Annotated in this window: 16 protein-coding genes; 6 read left to right on the forward strand and 10 right to left on the reverse strand. The window is 61.0% G+C overall.

Translation table 11 applies throughout. The features are described from left to right. Positions 1-38: 38 nt before the first annotated feature. From AC07ZE_RS05375 to AC07ZE_RS05390, 4 genes are all read right to left on the reverse strand, one after another. Positions 39-1,469, reverse strand: a complete 1,431-nt coding sequence (locus tag AC07ZE_RS05375) for an aminotransferase-like domain-containing protein (protein ID WP_207262077.1) — start codon at positions 1,467-1,469, stop codon at positions 39-41. Between the two features lie 226 nt (positions 1,470-1,695). Then, positions 1,696-2,400, reverse strand: a complete 705-nt coding sequence (locus AC07ZE_RS05380; RefSeq protein ID WP_207262079.1) for a hypothetical protein — start codon at positions 2,398-2,400, stop codon at positions 1,696-1,698. A gap of 168 nt (positions 2,401-2,568) precedes the next feature. Then, positions 2,569-4,089, reverse strand: coding sequence for a sensor histidine kinase (locus AC07ZE_RS05385; protein ID WP_207262081.1), 1,521 nt, complete (start codon positions 4,087-4,089; stop codon positions 2,569-2,571). Next, positions 4,086-4,805 (reverse strand): response regulator transcription factor, encoded by a 720-nt coding sequence (locus tag AC07ZE_RS05390; protein ID WP_095193811.1) that lies wholly within the window; start codon positions 4,803-4,805, stop codon positions 4,086-4,088. Before AC07ZE_RS05390 ends, AC07ZE_RS05385 begins: the two co-directional genes overlap by 4 nt. A gap of 174 nt (positions 4,806-4,979) precedes the next feature. On the opposite strand from AC07ZE_RS05390, the gene msrB reads away from it, so the two are divergent. Together msrB and msrA are read left to right on the forward strand one after the other, a co-directional pair. Further along, entirely contained in the window at positions 4,980-5,510 is a 531-nt protein-coding gene (gene msrB, locus AC07ZE_RS05395; protein ID WP_207262084.1) for a peptide-methionine (R)-S-oxide reductase MsrB, read from the forward strand. 46 nt (positions 5,511-5,556) lie between these two features. Further along, positions 5,557-6,270: a peptide-methionine (S)-S-oxide reductase MsrA gene (msrA, locus tag AC07ZE_RS05400; RefSeq protein ID WP_207262096.1), complete on the forward strand. Its 714-nt coding sequence runs from the start codon at positions 5,557-5,559 to the stop codon at positions 6,268-6,270. A gap of 8 nt (positions 6,271-6,278) precedes the next feature. On the opposite strand, the gene AC07ZE_RS05405 is transcribed toward msrA, so the two are convergent. Both AC07ZE_RS05405 and AC07ZE_RS05410 read right to left on the reverse strand, forming a co-directional pair. Beyond that, complete coding sequence (locus tag AC07ZE_RS05405) at positions 6,279-7,292, reverse strand: sensor domain-containing diguanylate cyclase (RefSeq protein ID WP_207262104.1); 1,014 nt, start codon at positions 7,290-7,292, stop codon at positions 6,279-6,281. Positions 7,293-7,366: 74 nt separating this feature from the next. Next, positions 7,367-8,272 carry a LysR family transcriptional regulator gene (locus tag AC07ZE_RS05410; protein ID WP_207262107.1) on the reverse strand — a complete coding sequence of 302 codons (906 nt, stop codon included), beginning with the start codon at positions 8,270-8,272 and terminating at the stop codon, positions 7,367-7,369. A gap of 102 nt (positions 8,273-8,374) precedes the next feature. On the opposite strand from AC07ZE_RS05410, the gene AC07ZE_RS05415 reads away from it, so the two are divergent. Beyond that, entirely contained in the window at positions 8,375-9,550 is a 1,176-nt protein-coding gene (locus tag AC07ZE_RS05415; RefSeq protein WP_207262109.1) for an aspartate aminotransferase family protein, read from the forward strand. 107 nt (positions 9,551-9,657) lie between these two features. On the opposite strand, the gene AC07ZE_RS05420 is transcribed toward AC07ZE_RS05415, so the two are convergent. The 4 genes from AC07ZE_RS05420 to AC07ZE_RS05435 form a co-directional block, all read right to left on the reverse strand. Beyond that, complete coding sequence (locus tag AC07ZE_RS05420; protein WP_207262111.1) at positions 9,658-10,149, reverse strand: P-loop NTPase family protein; 492 nt, start codon at positions 10,147-10,149, stop codon at positions 9,658-9,660. Positions 10,150-10,210: 61 nt separating this feature from the next. Then, the gene (locus tag AC07ZE_RS05425; protein WP_207262113.1) at positions 10,211-12,130 is read right to left on the reverse strand and encodes an alkaline phosphatase D family protein; all 1,920 of its coding nucleotides are present in this window, start codon (positions 12,128-12,130) and stop codon (positions 10,211-10,213) included. A gap of 133 nt (positions 12,131-12,263) precedes the next feature. Further along, entirely contained in the window at positions 12,264-12,521 is a 258-nt protein-coding gene (locus AC07ZE_RS05430; protein WP_207262114.1) for a hypothetical protein, read from the reverse strand. Further along, on the reverse strand, positions 12,511-13,302 hold the full coding sequence (locus AC07ZE_RS05435) for an MlaA family lipoprotein (RefSeq protein WP_207262117.1): 792 nt from the start codon (positions 13,300-13,302) through the stop codon (positions 12,511-12,513). Before AC07ZE_RS05435 ends, AC07ZE_RS05430 begins: the two co-directional genes overlap by 11 nt. Positions 13,303-13,468: 166 nt before the next feature. On the opposite strand from AC07ZE_RS05435, the gene AC07ZE_RS05440 reads away from it, so the two are divergent. The 3 genes from AC07ZE_RS05440 (at position 13,469) to AC07ZE_RS05450 (ending at position 15,974) form a co-directional block, all read left to right on the forward strand. Continuing rightward, entirely contained in the window at positions 13,469-14,179 is a 711-nt protein-coding gene (locus tag AC07ZE_RS05440; protein ID WP_207262119.1) for a response regulator, read from the forward strand. Continuing rightward, positions 14,176-15,537, forward strand: a complete 1,362-nt coding sequence (locus AC07ZE_RS05445; RefSeq protein ID WP_207262121.1) for an ATP-binding protein — start codon at positions 14,176-14,178, stop codon at positions 15,535-15,537. The genes AC07ZE_RS05440 and AC07ZE_RS05445 overlap by 4 nt, the downstream gene beginning before the upstream one ends. Positions 15,538-15,632: 95 nt before the next feature. Next, on the forward strand, positions 15,633-15,974 hold the full coding sequence (locus AC07ZE_RS05450) for a potassium channel family protein (RefSeq protein ID WP_207262123.1): 342 nt from the start codon (positions 15,633-15,635) through the stop codon (positions 15,972-15,974). Positions 15,975-16,010 lie beyond the last annotated feature (36 nt).

A 16,010-nucleotide genomic window follows, 5' to 3' on the forward strand; every position in this document is an offset into this window, starting at 1 on the left:
CGCCTTCGCGAGCAGGCTCGCTCCCACATAGTTCGGTGTCAGCCTTGGGTTTTGAGTAGTTGGCCGAGCGTTGCGAGCGCCTCATCAACCCGCGGCGAATACGGCGCCCCACACCCGATCCGCACAAAGTGACCAAAGCGCCCGGTATTGGAAAAGATATCCCCAGGGGAAATCAGGATGCCGACGTTCAGGGCCTCGTGAAACAACGCCATGGACGAATACTCCCGAGGCAACTCCACCCATAGCAACGTCCCGCCCTGGGGGGTGTTCACGCTCGTGCCCTGGGGAAAGTAGCGCATGATCGCCGCGCTCATGTGCTGGCGCTGTTGCGCCAGGGTTTTTCTCAAGCGACGCAGGTAACGTTCGTAGGACGGTGTCCCCATGAACGCACTGACCGCCAGTTGCGACAAGGCTTCGCAACCACGGGACTGGGTGTGCTTGAGCATTTCCACGCGGTCGTGCCATTTTCCGGCACTGATCCAGCCCAGGCGCACGCCGGGTGCCAGGGTTTTGTTCAGCGAAGCGCAATAGATCAGGTTGTCGCTGCGGTCCCAGTGCTTGAGGGTGGACAACGGTTGCTCGGTATCCACCAGGTCGCCGTAGGTGTCGTCTTCGATCAGCGCGGTGTGGTACTCGGCACAAAGTTGCACCAGCCGCGCCTTGTTGGCGTCAGGCATGATGCTGCCCAACGGGTTGTGCAGGTTGGGAATAACGATCAACGCCTTGATCCGTTCGGGGCCTTGCAGCAATTGTTCGAGCGCCAGCAAGTTGATCCCGCTGTGGGTCGTGGCCGGGACTTCCCGCACCTGCAGGTTGAGGCTTTCGAGAATTTGCAGCAAACCGTAGAAGGTCGGCGACTCCACGGCCACGGTATCGCCCGGACAGGTCACCGCGCGCAACGCCAGATTGATCGCTTCGGTCGCGCCGTTGGTGATCACGATGCGCTCGGCGGGGAGGTGGGTTTTGCTGGTCAGTGCCCGGCGGGCCAGGATGTTGCGCAACGCGATATGGCCACAAGTCGAACCCGTGGTGTCGAGCAGATGGGGGTTCTGACGCAACGTTTTGAGCATGTTGTCCTGCAGCGTCTTGAGCGGATAAAGCTGTGGTGCGCAGTAGGCGCTGGCCAGGTTGACTTTGATCGTCGCCCGCTGACTGGCCTTGAGCACCGATGACACTTGTTCGTGAATGCCCGCATAAACCTCGGTATCCAGCGGCGGGGGCAGGGCGATGGGTATGGGTTTGCTCGGCGTGTCGGGCTGGCGAATGTAGTTGCCCGAGCGAGGCCGCGCTTCCAGCACACCGTAGTCTTCCAGTTCTCTACAAACTTGCACGGCAGTCGACAGGCTGACGGCGTGTTTCTCCATCATTAACCGAATCGAAGGAAAGCGCTCGCCGGTTTTCAGGGTACCGCTGCGGATGGCGTCCAGGTAATGGTTGGCCAGCTGACGGTATAAAGGCGTCGTGTTCATGATGACCTCAGCAGTCGCACCACTGAGGTCTCTGGCTGGAAAGTGAGGTTGACGCTCCACGACCTTCATCAGAGCAGGCGGACCCGTGGTGCTGAAGGGTTAAGGGAAGGGTGTTTCTGGCGTCGATACTGGAAGAGTAATCGCGGATTTGCCCGAATCACGGGCAATAAAAAGCCCCGCTTTGGTGCGGGGCTTGGTGTTACGCGTTTGAATGAGTAGGTGAGGCTTACTGCGCAGCGATGCTGTAGCCTTCGAACGCAGTCTGCTGTTGTAGGGCGGTGATGATGTTCTTGCGGTTGGCGGCTTGTTCGGCACCGGTGTTGTCCAGGAAGGTCTCGCTTTCCAGCTCGGCTTCTTCGCCTTCACCGACAAAAGTGAAACCGAGGAACTCCAGGGCTTCGCGGTCAACGTTCAAACGCGAACGCGGCGTGCGCAGCGGCAGGGTGACGCTGATGCCGTCCTTGCTGATGGTGAACACTTCGGCTTCTTTCTTGGCCCGCGCAGCCTTGCTCTTGCCACCGCTCGGATTGCTGATCGCCTGGTGCGTCTGGTTCAGCACCTTCAACGCCAGACCGTAGACGATTTCCTGAAACGCCGGGTCGTCCTTGAAACTGGAGAGAATGCGGCTGATCGGGAACTTGCTGCTCAAGTCTTCCAGGGCGGCAATGTCAGCGGCCTCGGCATCCTTGAGTTGCTTGAGCTGGCCCATCAATTCATAGGCTTTGTCGTCGTCGAAGCTGTCGTGAGCCTGGCGGATTGCGGCGCGCAGCTCGCGGATCTGGTCGCTTTCGCGGCTGGACTGGAAAGCATCCAGGACCATCTCGCTGATGGTTTTTGCCTGGGGCACGTGTTGTGAAAGATTGATGGAGTTTTCGTATTCCGCTTTGGACGACAAGGTGACTACGGATTCAGCGGTGTTGGAATCGGACATTGAAATTTCACTACTTTTTTAAGCTTGAATAGAGGCGAGAAAGCACAAGGGCTTTTTCAGGCCGACTAATCTATTGGACCTGCGCGGCGTTGTCACGAAGGAACAGGCAAGCGGGCAAATGGATGTTGACGTGCCGGCTCCGGGCGGCGATCCGACGAAGGCGGTCTGTCAGGCTTGCCCGGGAGTGTTGAGGTTCATCGAACGCACGACCAATGCCGACGCTGTCGCTTCGTCCACGGCCAGCGAAAAACGAAAAGTCGCCCCTCGACCAGGCACATCGATCAACTGAATCTCACGACCATGCAGTTGCAGAATGCGATGCACGATCCTCAGCCCCAACCCGCCATCACGCCGCGCGCCACCCAGGTTGAACGGACGCAGGAACAGCCCGTCGCGCAGTTCGGGGGCAATGCCCGGGCCGGTGTCGCTGACGGTGACTTCAATGAATGATCCTTGGGGCCGCAGGCTGAGTTCGACTTCTCCACCTGGCGGGGTATGACGCAGGGCGTTGTCGAACAGGTTGGTCAGCACCCGCTCGATCAGCCCCAGGTCGGCACAGGCCGCCGACACATTGGGAGCGAACGTGGCCTTGAGTTCAACCTGTCGCGCCTCGGCGGTGAGTTCGAACTTCTGGAAGATGTCCTGGGCCAGATCGGTCAGGGAAAAGCGTTCCAGCACCGGTTGCACGAAACCGTGCTCCAGGCGCACCAGTTCCAGCAACGACTGCGCCAGCCCGCCGACCTTGCGGCTCTGATCCAGTGCGATGCCCAGGTAGCGGCGACGGTCGGCGGGGGACAGCGTGGCGTCCTTGAGCGACAGGGTTTCCAGATAGCCATGCAGCGAGGCCAGCGGCGTGCGCAGGTCATGGGAAATGTTCGCCACCAGCTCGCGGCGTTCCTGATCCTGGCGGGTCAGCGAGCGCCACTGTTCACCGAGGCGTGCCTGCATCTGGCGGAAGGTGGCATCGAGGATGGCGATTTCATCGTGGCTGGTGGCGTTTTCCACTGGGGCGGTTGTCGGCGGCACGACTGGCACGCCGTCGATGTCGAACTGGCTGACGGTGTCGGTCAGGCGGCGCAACGGCCGGGTGATCAGGGCAAACGCCGTGAGACCGGCAATCAGGCACAACAGCGCCACCAGGCCGATGGACAGCAGGGCGGTGTTGAGTGCGGCACTGGTGGCACCGCGTTCGGCGATGCGGTCATGGTCTTCACCCAGCAGGACCACATAAAGATAACCGGCCGGCTTGCCATCGACCTTCAGTGGCGCGGCGCTGAACACTTTGCGTGTATCGACGCTGCGCGGGTCGTCGCCGAGAATCGGCAGGGCGTCGCCCCTGAGCAGGCGCTGGATCGGCGCCAGGTCGATCTGTTGCCGACGTATCCGACCCTCGGGCGCGGCGCTGCTGACGATCTTGCCCTCGGTGTCCAGCAGATAGACCTCGACACTGGGGTTGACCAACATCAGCTTGCTGAACAGATCACGCACGGCATCGGGCATCAGGCCCCGGGTGTCCATCAGCACCGTATCGCGGGCGATGTGTTGCGCCAGATCCCGCGACAACCCTTGCACCACTTCCTGTTCATGCATCTGGTTGGAGCGCACTTGCATCCATGCCGAAGTGCCGCAGCACACCAGCAGCAGCACGGCGAACACCAGCGACAGGCGTTGTGTGAGGGTCAACCTCATGGTTGCGGCTCCTGGCTTGAGGCGAATTTGTAGCCGCGGCCCCAGACCGTAAGGATGCGCACCGGTTGTGCCGGATCGGCCTCGATTTTCGCGCGCAGGCGATTGATGTGCGTATTGACGGTGTGTTCATAGCCTTCGTGGCTGTAACCCCAGACGGCATTGAGCAGGTCCATGCGCGAAAACACTTTGCCGGGCTGGCGCGCGAAGAAGTACAGCAGGTCGAATTCCCGTGGCGTCAGGTCCAGGCGCCGACCGTCGAGTGACACTTCGCGGGTGATCGGGTCGATGGCCAGGCCATCGATGTTCAGGCTGCCGGCGTCCATCTTCAGGTTGCGCGCCATGGCATCGACCCGGCGCAACAACGCTTTGACCCGGGCCACCAGTTCGAGCATCGAAAACGGCTTGGCCAGGTAGTCGTCGGCACCGAGTTCGAGGCCGAGGATCCGGTGCACTTCGCTGGAGCGGGCGCTGGTGATGATGATCGGGGTGTAGCGGGCCATGGCGCGGGCCCGCCGGCAGATTTCCAGGCCGTCGACACCCGGCAGCATCAGATCGAGAATCAGTGCATCCCAGCTTCCTTGCTGCAGCAGACGCATGCCTTCATTGCCATCGGCGCAGTGCACCACCTCGAACTGCTCATCACGCAGATGCAGGCAGATAAGGTCGGCAATATGCAGGTCGTCCTCGACCACGAGGACGCGTTTGTTCTGTTCCATCCACTCATCCTTCGATTGATACCTTGTGGGAGCCGGCTCGCTCCCACAGGGCCATTGTGCGTTTTTTTCGGGCGCCGAGTTATCACGAATTGTTTAACTTCCCGTGAGGATTTGGCGATCCACCCAAGCCTAGGCTGTGTTCCATGTAGGCCCCTGGATTTTTTGGAGACGGCTATGTTTTCAAGACGGTTTTCACGACGGCAATTTCTGTTAGCGAGCGGCGGGCTGGGGGTTGCGGCCCTGGCGATCGGTGTATTGCCAAAATTTGCCGCGAACCCTGCGCTGATCAGCGAGGCCGACGCGGCCGACGTGTTCGAAGTGACTCACAGCGACAGTGAATGGCGTGCCATCCTGAGCGACGAGCAGTACGAAATCCTCCGTGAAGAGGGCACCGAGCGGGCCTACAGCAGCCCGCTGAACAACGAGCACCGTGATGGCACATTCGTCTGTGCCGGCTGTGGCTTGCCGTTGTTTTCATCGGCGACCAAATTCGACAGCCATACCGGCTGGCCCAGTTTCTGGGCGCCGCTGGACAACGCCGTGGCCACCCGTCAGGACCGATCCTTCGGCATGGTGCGCGAAGAAGTGCACTGCCGGCGCTGTGGCGGTCATCTGGGGCATGTCTTCGACGACGGACCGAAACCGACCGGGCTGCGTTACTGCATGAACGGCCTGGCGATGAAATTCGAGCCCCGGGCGGCCTGATTGCCACCCGGCTGATACCCCCTTCAATTATTCCGGAGTCCGCCCCATGAAAACCCTGTTCACCTGGCGTCGTACGCTGTTGGGATTGCTTGCCGCCGGCGCCATCGGCCAATGCTCGGCGTTCTCTCTCGGCGGTGCTGAGGAAGCGGTCATTATCCCGCCGCCGACCCTCGATGAAGTCACTCAGGCCCATAGCGAAACCGCCGTCTTTGCCGGCGGTTGCTTCTGGGGTGTTCAAGGCGTGTTCCAACATGTCAGAGGCGTCAAGAATGCCGTATCCGGTTACGCCGGCGGTGCAGCCGGCACCGCTCGATACGAGCGTGTCAGCAATGGTGATACCGGTCATGCGGAGTCCGTGGAAGTCACATTCGACCCCAGTCAGGTCAGCTACGGCACTTTGCTGCAAATCTACTTTTCGGTGGCGCATAACCCGACCGAGCTCAACCGTCAGGGACCGGACACCGGTACCCAGTATCGCTCGGCCATTTTTCCCAAAAGCAGTGAGCAGCAACGGGTCGCACAGGCCTACATTGCCCAGTTAGACGCTGCCCGTTCGTTCAACAAGCCCATTGTGACCAAACTGGAAACCTACAACGGTTTCTACCCGGCAGAGGAAGAGCATCAGGACTTTCTGACCGAGCACCCGACCTATCCCTACATCGTGATCAACGATCTGCCGAAGGTGGCACAGCTCAAGCAGCTGTACCCCGATCGCTATCAGGACCAACCAGTGCTGGTGAAGGCGGGGAGGCAGGAGTAAGTGAGGGGTTATCCGGAGATCACATTCTTGCCGGCGATCTTCGACCGATACAGGGCCTGATCGGCGCGGGCCATCAGGCCGGTCTGCTGCTCTTCATCGAAGCGCTGGACCACGCCGAAGCTCATGGTCACCTGGAAGTCCCCCACGGGCATCATGTCCGACAAGCCATGACGGATGGTCTCGGCCAAGGTCCTGGCGTCGGCCAGTGGGGTATTGGCCAGGACCATGATGAATTCGTCGCCGCCCCAACGGGCCAGCAGATCACCTTCGCGCACGAAGCGTTTGACGTTTTCGACCACCTGCACCAATGCCGCATCGCCCAGCGCGTGGCCGTAGTGATCGTTGATGTTCTTGAAGTCGTCGATGTCCATGGCGATCAGCGACAGGGGTTCGCGAAAGCGCTGGGCGCGCTCACAGGCCTGGGGCAGCAACTGTTCCAGGCGATAGCGATTGGCGATAGCCGTCAGTGTGTCGGTTTGCGCCAGTTTGCGGTTTTCTTCGAGCTGTAGTTGCAGCTGCTGATTGACCCGCGACAGTTCCCGGGTGCGCTCTTCGATTATCGCTTCCAGGGAGTGATTGCGCCGCTGGAGTTCTTCGACCAGGCGCCGCTTGTCTTCAATGCTTCGATGGGCGCCGACCATGCGCGCCACCGAACCGTCGGCGTTACGGGCCAGCACGTGGCCGCGGTCTTCGATCCAGATGTAGCCGCCATCCTGTGTCCGGCAGCGATACTCGGCTTGATAAACCGGGCTGCGTTCGCTCAGGTGGTCATCGAACTGCGCCATGACCCGGGGATAATCTTCGGGGTGGATGACGTTCTCCCAGGTCAACACCGTGTTGTCCAGGGAATGAGGCGAATAGCCGAGCATTTCGTACCAGCGGGCGTTGCGGTAAACGAAGCCAGTGTTGGCGTCCCAGTCCCAGATGCCGTCGCTGACCAATTCGATGATGGCGTGCAGCATGCCGTCGTTCATGTCTGACACATTGAACTTCACTGGTTCGATGTTCGATGCCTCGCCCATCGCTGCTCTCCTTGCTGCCTGATATCAAAATGACCTGCCTGTCGCGGAGATTAGATCATGGCGCATTCGCCCGGCTAGTGCTTGCCCCACATCCCCATGGCGAAGTCGACGAAACGACGCAGTTTCGGCAGACGGTAGCGATCCTGAGCGTAGACCAGGTGCATCGGTCGGCTCGGCAGTTGAAAGCGCTGCAGCAGTGGCACCAGTGTGCCGTCCGCGAGATCCCGCTCCACCAGCGCATCGGGCACCATCACAATACCCATCCCGGTTCGCGCCGCCTGATGCAGGCCTGCGGAGCTGTTGATCACCATCGGACCGCTGACCGCCACCACGATTTCGCTATCCGGACCATTGAGGCGCCATTGTCGTGCCACCGATTGCCAGTCATCGCCGGCCGGATAGGCGAAGGCCAGGCAATCGTGGTGTTGCAGGTCTTCAGGTTTTTCCGGGGTGCCGCGACGCGCCAGATAGTCCTTCGAAGCGCACATGGTCAGGGTGTAGTCGATCAGCGGACGGGCGATCAGGTTTGAAGGTTCGAGTGCACCCAGGCGGAAGGCCACATCGAAGCCATGATCCAGCAGATCCGGGCGACGATTGGTCAGTACCACGTCCAGTTTTACCCGTGGATTGTGCAGGCTGAACTCACTTAAGGCCGGCGCCAGGCGCTCGGTGCCGAAGGTCAGCGGCGCGGTGATGCGCAAAGTGCCGCTCGGTTCGTCCAGGGTTTGCTCCGCCAGGCGTTCGGAGTCCGCCACCAACCCGAGCACTTCAAGGCAACGCTGGTAATACGCACTGCCGAATTCCGTCAGGCGCTGGCGCCGCGTCGTGCGGTTGAGCAGGCGCACACCCAGACGCTGCTCCAGCGCCTTGAGGTGATTGCCGACCATGGTCGTGGACATTTCGCACTGCTGTGCGGCGGCGGTCATGCTGCCGGCTTCCACCACCCTCACGTAAACGGTCATTGCCTGGAACAAATCCATTATCAAGCTCAGCTTTTAAATGATCGAAGTTTTACGCAGTTTATCCAGTTCAGGTGGCTAACCATACTGCAAAAACACCGACAATTGATGGAGCCTGATGTCATGACCGCCGCCTGCCTGATGAGCACTTACCAACCCCTGGCCTTGAGTTTCGATAAAGGCCTGGGCACGCGCCTGTGGGATCGGGCGGGTCGTGAATACCTGGATGCGGTGGCCGGGGTGGCGGTGACCAACGTTGGCCACTCTCATCCGAAAATCGTCGCGGCCATCAGTGAGCAGGCCGGGTTGCTGCTGCACACCTCGAATCTCTACAGCATCGACTGGCAGCAGCGGCTGGCGCACAGGCTCACTAAACTTGCCGGCATGGACCGGGCGTTTTTCAACAACTCCGGTGCAGAAGCCAACGAAACGGCGCTGAAAATCGCGCGGCTGCACGGCTGGCACAAAGGCATCGAACAACCGCTGGTGGTGGTCATGGAGAATGCCTTTCACGGGCGGACCTTGGGCACTTTGTCCGCCAGCGATGGCCCGGCCGTGCGCCTGGGTTTCAACCCATTGCCGGGGGATTTCATCAAGGTGCCGTTCGGCGACCTCAAGGCACTGGACAAAGTCCAGCAAGCCCACGGTCCGCGCATCGTGGCGATTCTGATGGAGCCGATCCAGGGCGAAAGCGGCGTGCAACTGGCGCCACCCGGCTATCTCAAAGCGGTGCGCGAGTTGTGCACGCGGCGCGGATGGCTGCTGATGCTCGACGAAATCCAGACTGGCATCGGCCGCACCGGCCAGTGGTTCGCCTGCCAGCACGAAGGCATCGTTCCCGATGTCATGACCCTGGCCAAAGGCCTGGGCAACGGCATCCCGATCGGCGCCTGTCTGGCCCGGGGCAAAGCCGCCGAACTCTTCACCCCCGGCAGCCATGGCAGCACGTTCGGCGGCAATCCGCTGGCGTGTCGCGTGGCCTGCACCGTGCTGGAGATCATCGAAGAACAGGGATTGCGGGAGAACGCCCGGCTACAAGGCGAACGGCTGCTCGGCAGATTGCGCATGGAACTGGCCGACGACCCGAACGTGCTGGCGATCCGCGGCCAGGGCCTGATGATCGGCATCGAACTCAAACAACCGATCCGCGACCTGACCCTGATCGCCGCCCGGGATCACGGCTTGCTGATCAACGTGACCCGGGGGCAGACCATTCGCCTGCTGCCGCCGCTGACGATTGATGAGCGGGAGGTGGAGATGATTGTCAGAGGGGTGAGTCGGGCGATTTCAGCAGCTTGAAAATGCACCCTTTGTGGGAGCTGGCTTGCCAGCGATGGTCGTTAACGATTACGCGGGGCATCAGACTGCCCGTGTCGCCCGTGCGTCCATCGCGAGCAAGCTCGTTCCTACAGGTGCGTGATGAATGCTGTGGTGTCAGTGCGGCACATCAGTTGAAGTTTGAAACCGCCAAACGCGTCGAACAAGCGCTGATGCGCAGCGAACCCACTGGACCCGTCACGCGCTCGATAGCTGCCGGCCCAATCCAGCAAGGCGATCAACAACTCGTCGTTCTCGTCCCGGTTTGCCTCGCGCTGGCGAATGTTGGCGACGCACTCCTCATCTTCAACACTTAACCAGATCAACGCCGTCGCCCGGGGCAGGAGCTCGCTGACGATCCAGTCGTAAACGCCTTCGATCACCCAGCGCTCTTCACTGGCCGCTATCCGTGCCATGCCTAACGCTTCGGCGCGGGAGCGGGCGATGCTGTGTTCGTCGCAGAGCCAGTGGATGTGATCGAGATCGGTCCAGGGCAGTTGCAGTTGCTCGGACAGCCGTTGGGCCAGCCAACTCTTGCCGGAACCGGAATTGCCGATGATCAGGGTTCGGGTGAGGTTCATGCGCGACACCGATCAAAATGTGGGAGCGGGTTAGGTATGACCATGAATATCGGTCAGGCCTTCAATCCTCATGCTCCGGCGCCACCATCCGTGTCTTCGGCGCACCATTGGCGTTGAGCTGAAAGATATCCCGCGGTTGCCCTTGTTCATTAAAGAACACCTGCCCGATGCCCGCCGAGTTCCACAGTCGTTCACCGGCTTCGGCATGTTCGGGCACATGCGGCACGATGCGCATGCGTCGGCGTTTGGTCAGCCAGTTGAGCGGCGAGCGCGGCGAATAGAGCCAGCGGTTGAGGCGGTCGAACCACTCCAGCAGCGTCGGCGGGAATTCGTTCTTGATGCCGCTGCTGGTGATTTGCCAGATGCGCGGGCCGGCCTTGCGGTGTCGGATCAGCACTTCGTAGACGAAGGAATAATGCACATCGCCGGACAGCACCACGTAGTTACCCGGTGTGCGCGAGTGTCGGAAAATGTTCAGGATCACCTGCGCCGCGCCGCGATGGGCCATCCAGTTTTCCGCATCCACCAGCAGCGGATACCCGCACCAACTGAACACCCGTTGCACGGTTTCGATCAGTTTCACGCCAAAGACCGGCGCCGGTGACACGATGATCGCCGACGGGTGATCCAGCAACTCCTGCTGCAATTCGCTCAGGGCTTCCCAGTCCAGCAAGCCCGACGGTTGCTTGAGGTTCATCTCGCTGCGCCAGCGCCGGGTGCGGGTATCGAGTACGACCATGGCCGGGGTGGTCGGCAGCACGTAATGCCAGCGCTGAAACCTCAGCAGCTCATCGATCAACGCATCCTGGACCTCACTGTCGAAGTATTGGTCGTGCCCGGTGGCGGTCAACGAGCGGGCCTTGTCCAGCACACCCTTGAAGGCGTCCGGGTTGTTGCCCCACCCCTGGCACAACATGTAAGCCAACAGCGCGTTACCGATGATGCGTTTGGAGAACGGATGACCGTAGGCCGTTTCCTCCCATTGCGCGGAAAGATTCCAGTCATCGGTAATATCGTGATCGTCGAAAATCATCAGGGTCGACAAGTGCGCCAGCGCCCGGGCGACGTTGCCCAGCCCGGCCTTGAAGCCGTCGATGCGCGTCTGTTCCAACGCATAACGCTCGCGCCTTTGCGGTGTCAGCGTTGGCGGTTGTGGGGCGATCAAGGTCCAGGGTGTCGGCGACCAGACCAGCAGATACATGGCCATGACTTCGGCGAAGGTCACCAGATGATTATCGGCGCTGCTGCTGGTGAAAATCGGCTTGCGCGCGCCACCGAAAAATCGTTCGCGCAGGGTCTCGTTGCTCTCCAGCGCCGGTAACAAATCGGCGCGATGGTAGTAACTGGCAGGGTGCTCGTAGAGTTTGGCGCTGTCGCTGACCACGGCGCCTTCCAGATGCTCGCCGTATAAGCCCAGCCGCTCGATCAGGGCATGAATCGCCCGCAAGGTTGGCCCGGCAACATCATCGGCATACACCTGATCGCCGCTCATCATCAGCAGTGCGGGGCGATCACAAGCCTCATGTTCTTGCGCCAACAGCCCATCGACGCACAGCAAACCATCGGTCGCCGGGTAATGAGGCTTGCGGCAGGAGCCATGCAGCAATTGATCAATGCGTGAGCGCAGGACGAAGTTTGGTGAACGGGCATCGCCGTACACCAGATGCGGCGCCCAGTCGGCGATGCCGGTTCCGCCGTCGATCAGCAGGTCGTACTCGATCAACTCATCGCAGGGCAGGGCGGTGTCCAGCACCACATCGATCAGGTGCACAAATGCATGAGTGCCCACCGCAATGACCGTGCTTTGCCCGGCATCGAGGCGAATGTCGCCCACACCCTGCAAACGCAGCGTCAACTCCAGCGCCCGGGAGCCCACCAGCCACATTACCAGGCGCGTGGGTTCCAGACGCCGCAGCAGGGGGCCGGCCAGGACCGGGGGCAGGGATTGATATGTGTCGGGCAAGGGCGAGGAACTGGACATCAGGGTTTCAGGATTCAAAGTGCAGAGGCGCGGGATGATAACGCAGCTAGCTTAAGTAAATCGTTGCCGATATGACTTGGAATTGTGCAGTTGGTTGCCGTTACTGATGCACTGTGTTTCCACTTTTTCGAGATCAACCCGGTGTGTGACGGTCCCCGCTTTCCGTGACGGTGTCTCCGTTGGCCACCAACCAGCGAAACAGCTCACTCACTGACACCGTATGAGTGCGCTCGATCCACCTCACCACCGCGGGGCCGTAGTGCTCGGTGTAGCGGGTGAGCACCAGATGGCGACAGTCTGCTGACAGGCGCAGGGTGATTTCCCGGCAATGCAGGTTGGCCGCGTCGTCCCGACTGACCCGTTGTTGCAAAATCAAGCCATCAGAAACCATCGGCGGGTGCTCCTTTGCATTGAGGATTGGAAATCTGCGCCGAGCCTTGTTTGCCATCGGCCACGAAAGCCGCGCGGCGTTCGGCGACCACGTTGCGCAACGCGCTGTAATAGTCCGGCAGTTTTTGCAGGCTGTCGGTCAGCGGCAAGGCTTGCGCGCGGCCATCGACAACGTCGCCGACCGTGTCGATTGTGGACAGCGTGTCCACGGTGTCGCTGTTGTCGCCGAACGGATCGACCATGAAACTCAACACACGTCCGGCGGCGTCGCGGCTGTTGGAGGTGCCGAGCAACGGCAGTTCGACGATCGGGCCGTTGCCGATGCCCCACACGCCGAAGGTCTGACCGAAGTCGGCGTTGTGTCGTGGAATGCCCGCCATGCCGGAAACGTCGATCAAACCCGCCACACCAAGGGTGGTGTTGAACAAGAAACGCCCCAAGGTGTTGGCCGAACGCCCCGGATTGCCCTGTAACAGGTCATTGATAAACACCTTGGGCTCGCCGAAGTTCGCCACAAAGTTATGCACACCCGTTTGGAAGACGTCCGGCGTATAGCGATAACCACGAGCAACCGGTGCCAGGGCATAGTCATCGACCACCCGGTTAAACGCGAAGACGCCGCGATTGAACGGTTCCGCCGGGTCGTTCACCGAATAGCTGATTTCGGCGCAGGTCACGGTGGTGGCAGGCGGCGGCTGGGTGCTGCAACCTGCCAGCCCGACGGTCAGCAAGGCGATCGAGGTACGACGGGTCAGCCAGGGAGCACACTTCAAAGGCAACATGGACGCAAGTCTCGGGAGGAATTCGCCGTGATGCTGAGGCCCGAGCCTTGCGCAAAGATGTCTGGTTTATTGCAGCGTTGTCGTTTTATTGCAGGATTGAAATATATGACGGACCGTCACGAATGGTTTTAGATAACGGTTCCATTCGCCCCGTAAGTGACCTTCGGTGAACAGCCTTTTAATCGTCGATGACGACCTCGAAGTCCTCGATCTCCTGAAAAAATTCTTCGTGCAGCACGGCTACAGCGTCGAGGTCGCCACCGACGGCGCGTCGCTGTGGGCGGCCATCGAGCGCCAGGCGCCGGACCTGATCATTCTCGACGTCATGCTGCCCGGCGACAGCGGCCTGATCCTCTGTCAGCAACTGCGGATACGCCATGCCATCCCGGTGATCATGCTCACGGCCATGGGCGAACTCAGTGACCGGGTGGTCGGTCTCGAACTGGGTGCCGACGATTACCTGACCAAACCCTTCGACGCCCGCGAACTGCTGGCCAGGGTGCGCGCCGTGCTGCGCCGGGTGGACGAACGCCGGCCGCTGGCGCAGGAACGGCCAAGGCCGCTGATCGACTTCGCCGACTGGCACCTGGACGTCACCCGTCGTGAGTTGCGTTCGCCGGACAACGTGATGATTCCACTGTCGGCCGGAGAATTCGACCTGCTGCTGGTCTTCGTCGAACACCCGCAACGCATCCTCACCCGCGAACAGTTGCTGGACCTGGCGCGCGGGCATTGCCATGACGCCTTCGATCGCAGCATTGACGTGCAGGTCAGCCGCCTGCGACGCAAACTCGAATCCGACACCAAGCGCCCAGCGATGATCCGTACCGTGCGCAATGGCGGCTACCTGTTCACTCCCAGCGTGACCCGGCGATGAATTGGCTGGCGCGGGTTCGCCGCGACACGGTGGGGCGCTGGATCGCGCTGACGATCATCCTGGCCATGCTCATTTCACTGGCGCTCAACGGCCTGTTTATCCAGCTGGCCGGCGTCTGGGCACGCCCGCCACTGACTGAAATCGGCCTGTTGGAAAAAGCCGCCGCCATCACCCGCGTCATTGAGGCCGCCCCGACGACTTTGCGCAACTCACTGGCGCAAGCCGCCGGCGAAAACGGCTTCATCGTCACCTGGCACCCTGACCGGCACGATCTCAACCTGCCAACGGTGGACGATGCGAAATCGGACATCGGCTCGACCATCCTGCAACCCATGCTCAAAACCCCGAACCGGCGCATCGAAGCCTATGAACCGGCGGACTGGACCGAGCACCAGTCCGACGCTCATTACGCGCTCTTGATCGAGCTGGCCGACGGCTCATGGGTGATGTTCTCCGCGCCCTCGCGCAGTTGGGGGCTCGACGAGACGCCGCGCTACCTGATCGTCATCCTGCTGGTGCTGATCTCCACCGGCCTGGTCGCCCTGATCGCCACCCGCCGCCTCGCCACGCCCTTGCAGCGCTTCGCCGAAGGCGCTCGCCGCTTCGGTATGGACTTCCGAGCGCCGCCTATCGAACCGCTCGGCCCCCAGGAAATCCGCCAGGCGATCCTTGCCTTCAACGCCATGCAGGCTCAACTGCAACACTTCATCCGCGACCGCACGCAAATGCTCGCCGCCATCTCCCACGACCTGCGCGCGCCCCTGACCAGGATGCGCTTGCGCGGTGAATTCATCGAAGACAGCGAGCAACAGCAGCGGCTGTTTCGTGACGTGGATGAAATGCAGGCGATGATCAATGCCGCGTTGGAGTTCTTCCGCGACGACGCCCGGCTGGAACCGGCGACCCAGTTCGACCTGGCGGAACTGCTGCAAACCTTGCTGGATGACTTTCGGGATCAGGGTGTCGAGATGGCCTTCAGCGGGCCGCAGCGGCTGGTGTATTTCGGCCGGCCGCTGGGGCTCAAGCGGGTGATGACCAACTTGCTGGAGAACGCGATCAAGTATGGTACTGAGCCGGCGGTTGAACTGAGTGCCGATGCCGAGCAGGTGCGGATCAAGATACTGGACCGTGGGCCAGGGATTGCTGAGTCCAGCCTTGAGCAAGTGTTCACACCGTTCTTCCGCCTGGAAGGCTCGCGCAACAAAAGCACGGGGGGCGTTGGCCTGGGGTTGTCGGCGGCACGGGCGATTGTGCTGGAGCATGGCGGGGAGTTGACGCTGCGCAACCGGTCGAAGGGCGGGTTGGAAGCGCTGGTGGTATTGCCGGTGCATCCGGGTACGGGATTCGGACTACAGTGAGTGAGTCAACGGCAAGCGGTAGTCCGCCTTCATATTCCAGAACTTGTGCCAAGCTGATGGAGCGCCCATTCGCCGGTCGTACAGGAAGCCATGACATGAAGCACGCCCCCACGTCGCACATCCGTCGAGAGTTCTACAAATCAGTCGGCTTCTACCTTCGACTGGCCTGGCCGATCTTTTCCGCGATGCTGATCATCATCGTTACGGTTGGCTTGATCATCAGTTATCTGGAGGGCTGGGATGCGTTTGACGGCATCTATTTTGGCTTCGTGACCGGTTTGACCATCGGTTATGGCGAACTGGTACCGAAACTGCCGCTGTCGCGGGTATTGGCGATATTGCTTGGGTTCAATGGCGTGCTGCTGACGGCGATCTTTGCGGCTATCAGCGTGCGGGCGATCGAGACGGCGGTGCGGGTGACGGGGGGAAATCAGTAAGGCGGGCAAACATTACACAACACCCCTGTGGGAGCG

This window comes from Pseudomonas sp. GW101-3H06, assembly GCF_059424605.1.

Bases quoted from the DNA above. Each gene is read 5' to 3' on its own strand.
- AC07ZE_RS05430 (WP_207262114.1), bottom strand. From the start codon at position 12,521: ATGGTTTCTGATGGCTTGATTTTGCAACAACGGGTCAGTCGGGACGAC.
- AC07ZE_RS05375 (WP_207262077.1), bottom strand. From the start codon at position 1,469: ATGAACACGACGCCTTTATACCGTCAGCTGGCCAACCATTACCTGGAC.
- msrB (WP_207262084.1), top strand. From the start codon at position 4,980: ATGTTTTCAAGACGGTTTTCACGACGGCAATTTCTGTTAGCGAGCGGC.
- AC07ZE_RS05380 (WP_207262079.1), bottom strand. From the start codon at position 2,400: ATGTCCGATTCCAACACCGCTGAATCCGTAGTCACCTTGTCGTCCAAA.
- AC07ZE_RS05450 (WP_207262123.1), top strand. From the start codon at position 15,633: ATGAAGCACGCCCCCACGTCGCACATCCGTCGAGAGTTCTACAAATCA.
- AC07ZE_RS05410 (WP_207262107.1), bottom strand. From the start codon at position 8,272: ATGGATTTGTTCCAGGCAATGACCGTTTACGTGAGGGTGGTGGAAGCC.
- AC07ZE_RS05405 (WP_207262104.1), bottom strand. From the start codon at position 7,292: ATGGGCGAGGCATCGAACATCGAACCAGTGAAGTTCAATGTGTCAGAC.
- AC07ZE_RS05445 (WP_207262121.1), top strand. From the start codon at position 14,176: ATGAATTGGCTGGCGCGGGTTCGCCGCGACACGGTGGGGCGCTGGATC.
- AC07ZE_RS05390 (WP_095193811.1), bottom strand. From the start codon at position 4,805: ATGGAACAGAACAAACGCGTCCTCGTGGTCGAGGACGACCTGCATATT.
- AC07ZE_RS05415 (WP_207262109.1), top strand. From the start codon at position 8,375: ATGACCGCCGCCTGCCTGATGAGCACTTACCAACCCCTGGCCTTGAGT.
- AC07ZE_RS05435 (WP_207262117.1), bottom strand. From the start codon at position 13,302: ATGTTGCCTTTGAAGTGTGCTCCCTGGCTGACCCGTCGTACCTCGATC.
- AC07ZE_RS05385 (WP_207262081.1), bottom strand. From the start codon at position 4,089: ATGAGGTTGACCCTCACACAACGCCTGTCGCTGGTGTTCGCCGTGCTG.
- AC07ZE_RS05420 (WP_207262111.1), bottom strand. From the start codon at position 10,149: ATGAACCTCACCCGAACCCTGATCATCGGCAATTCCGGTTCCGGCAAG.
- msrA (WP_207262096.1), top strand. From the start codon at position 5,557: ATGAAAACCCTGTTCACCTGGCGTCGTACGCTGTTGGGATTGCTTGCC.
- AC07ZE_RS05425 (WP_207262113.1), bottom strand. From the start codon at position 12,130: ATGTCCAGTTCCTCGCCCTTGCCCGACACATATCAATCCCTGCCCCCG.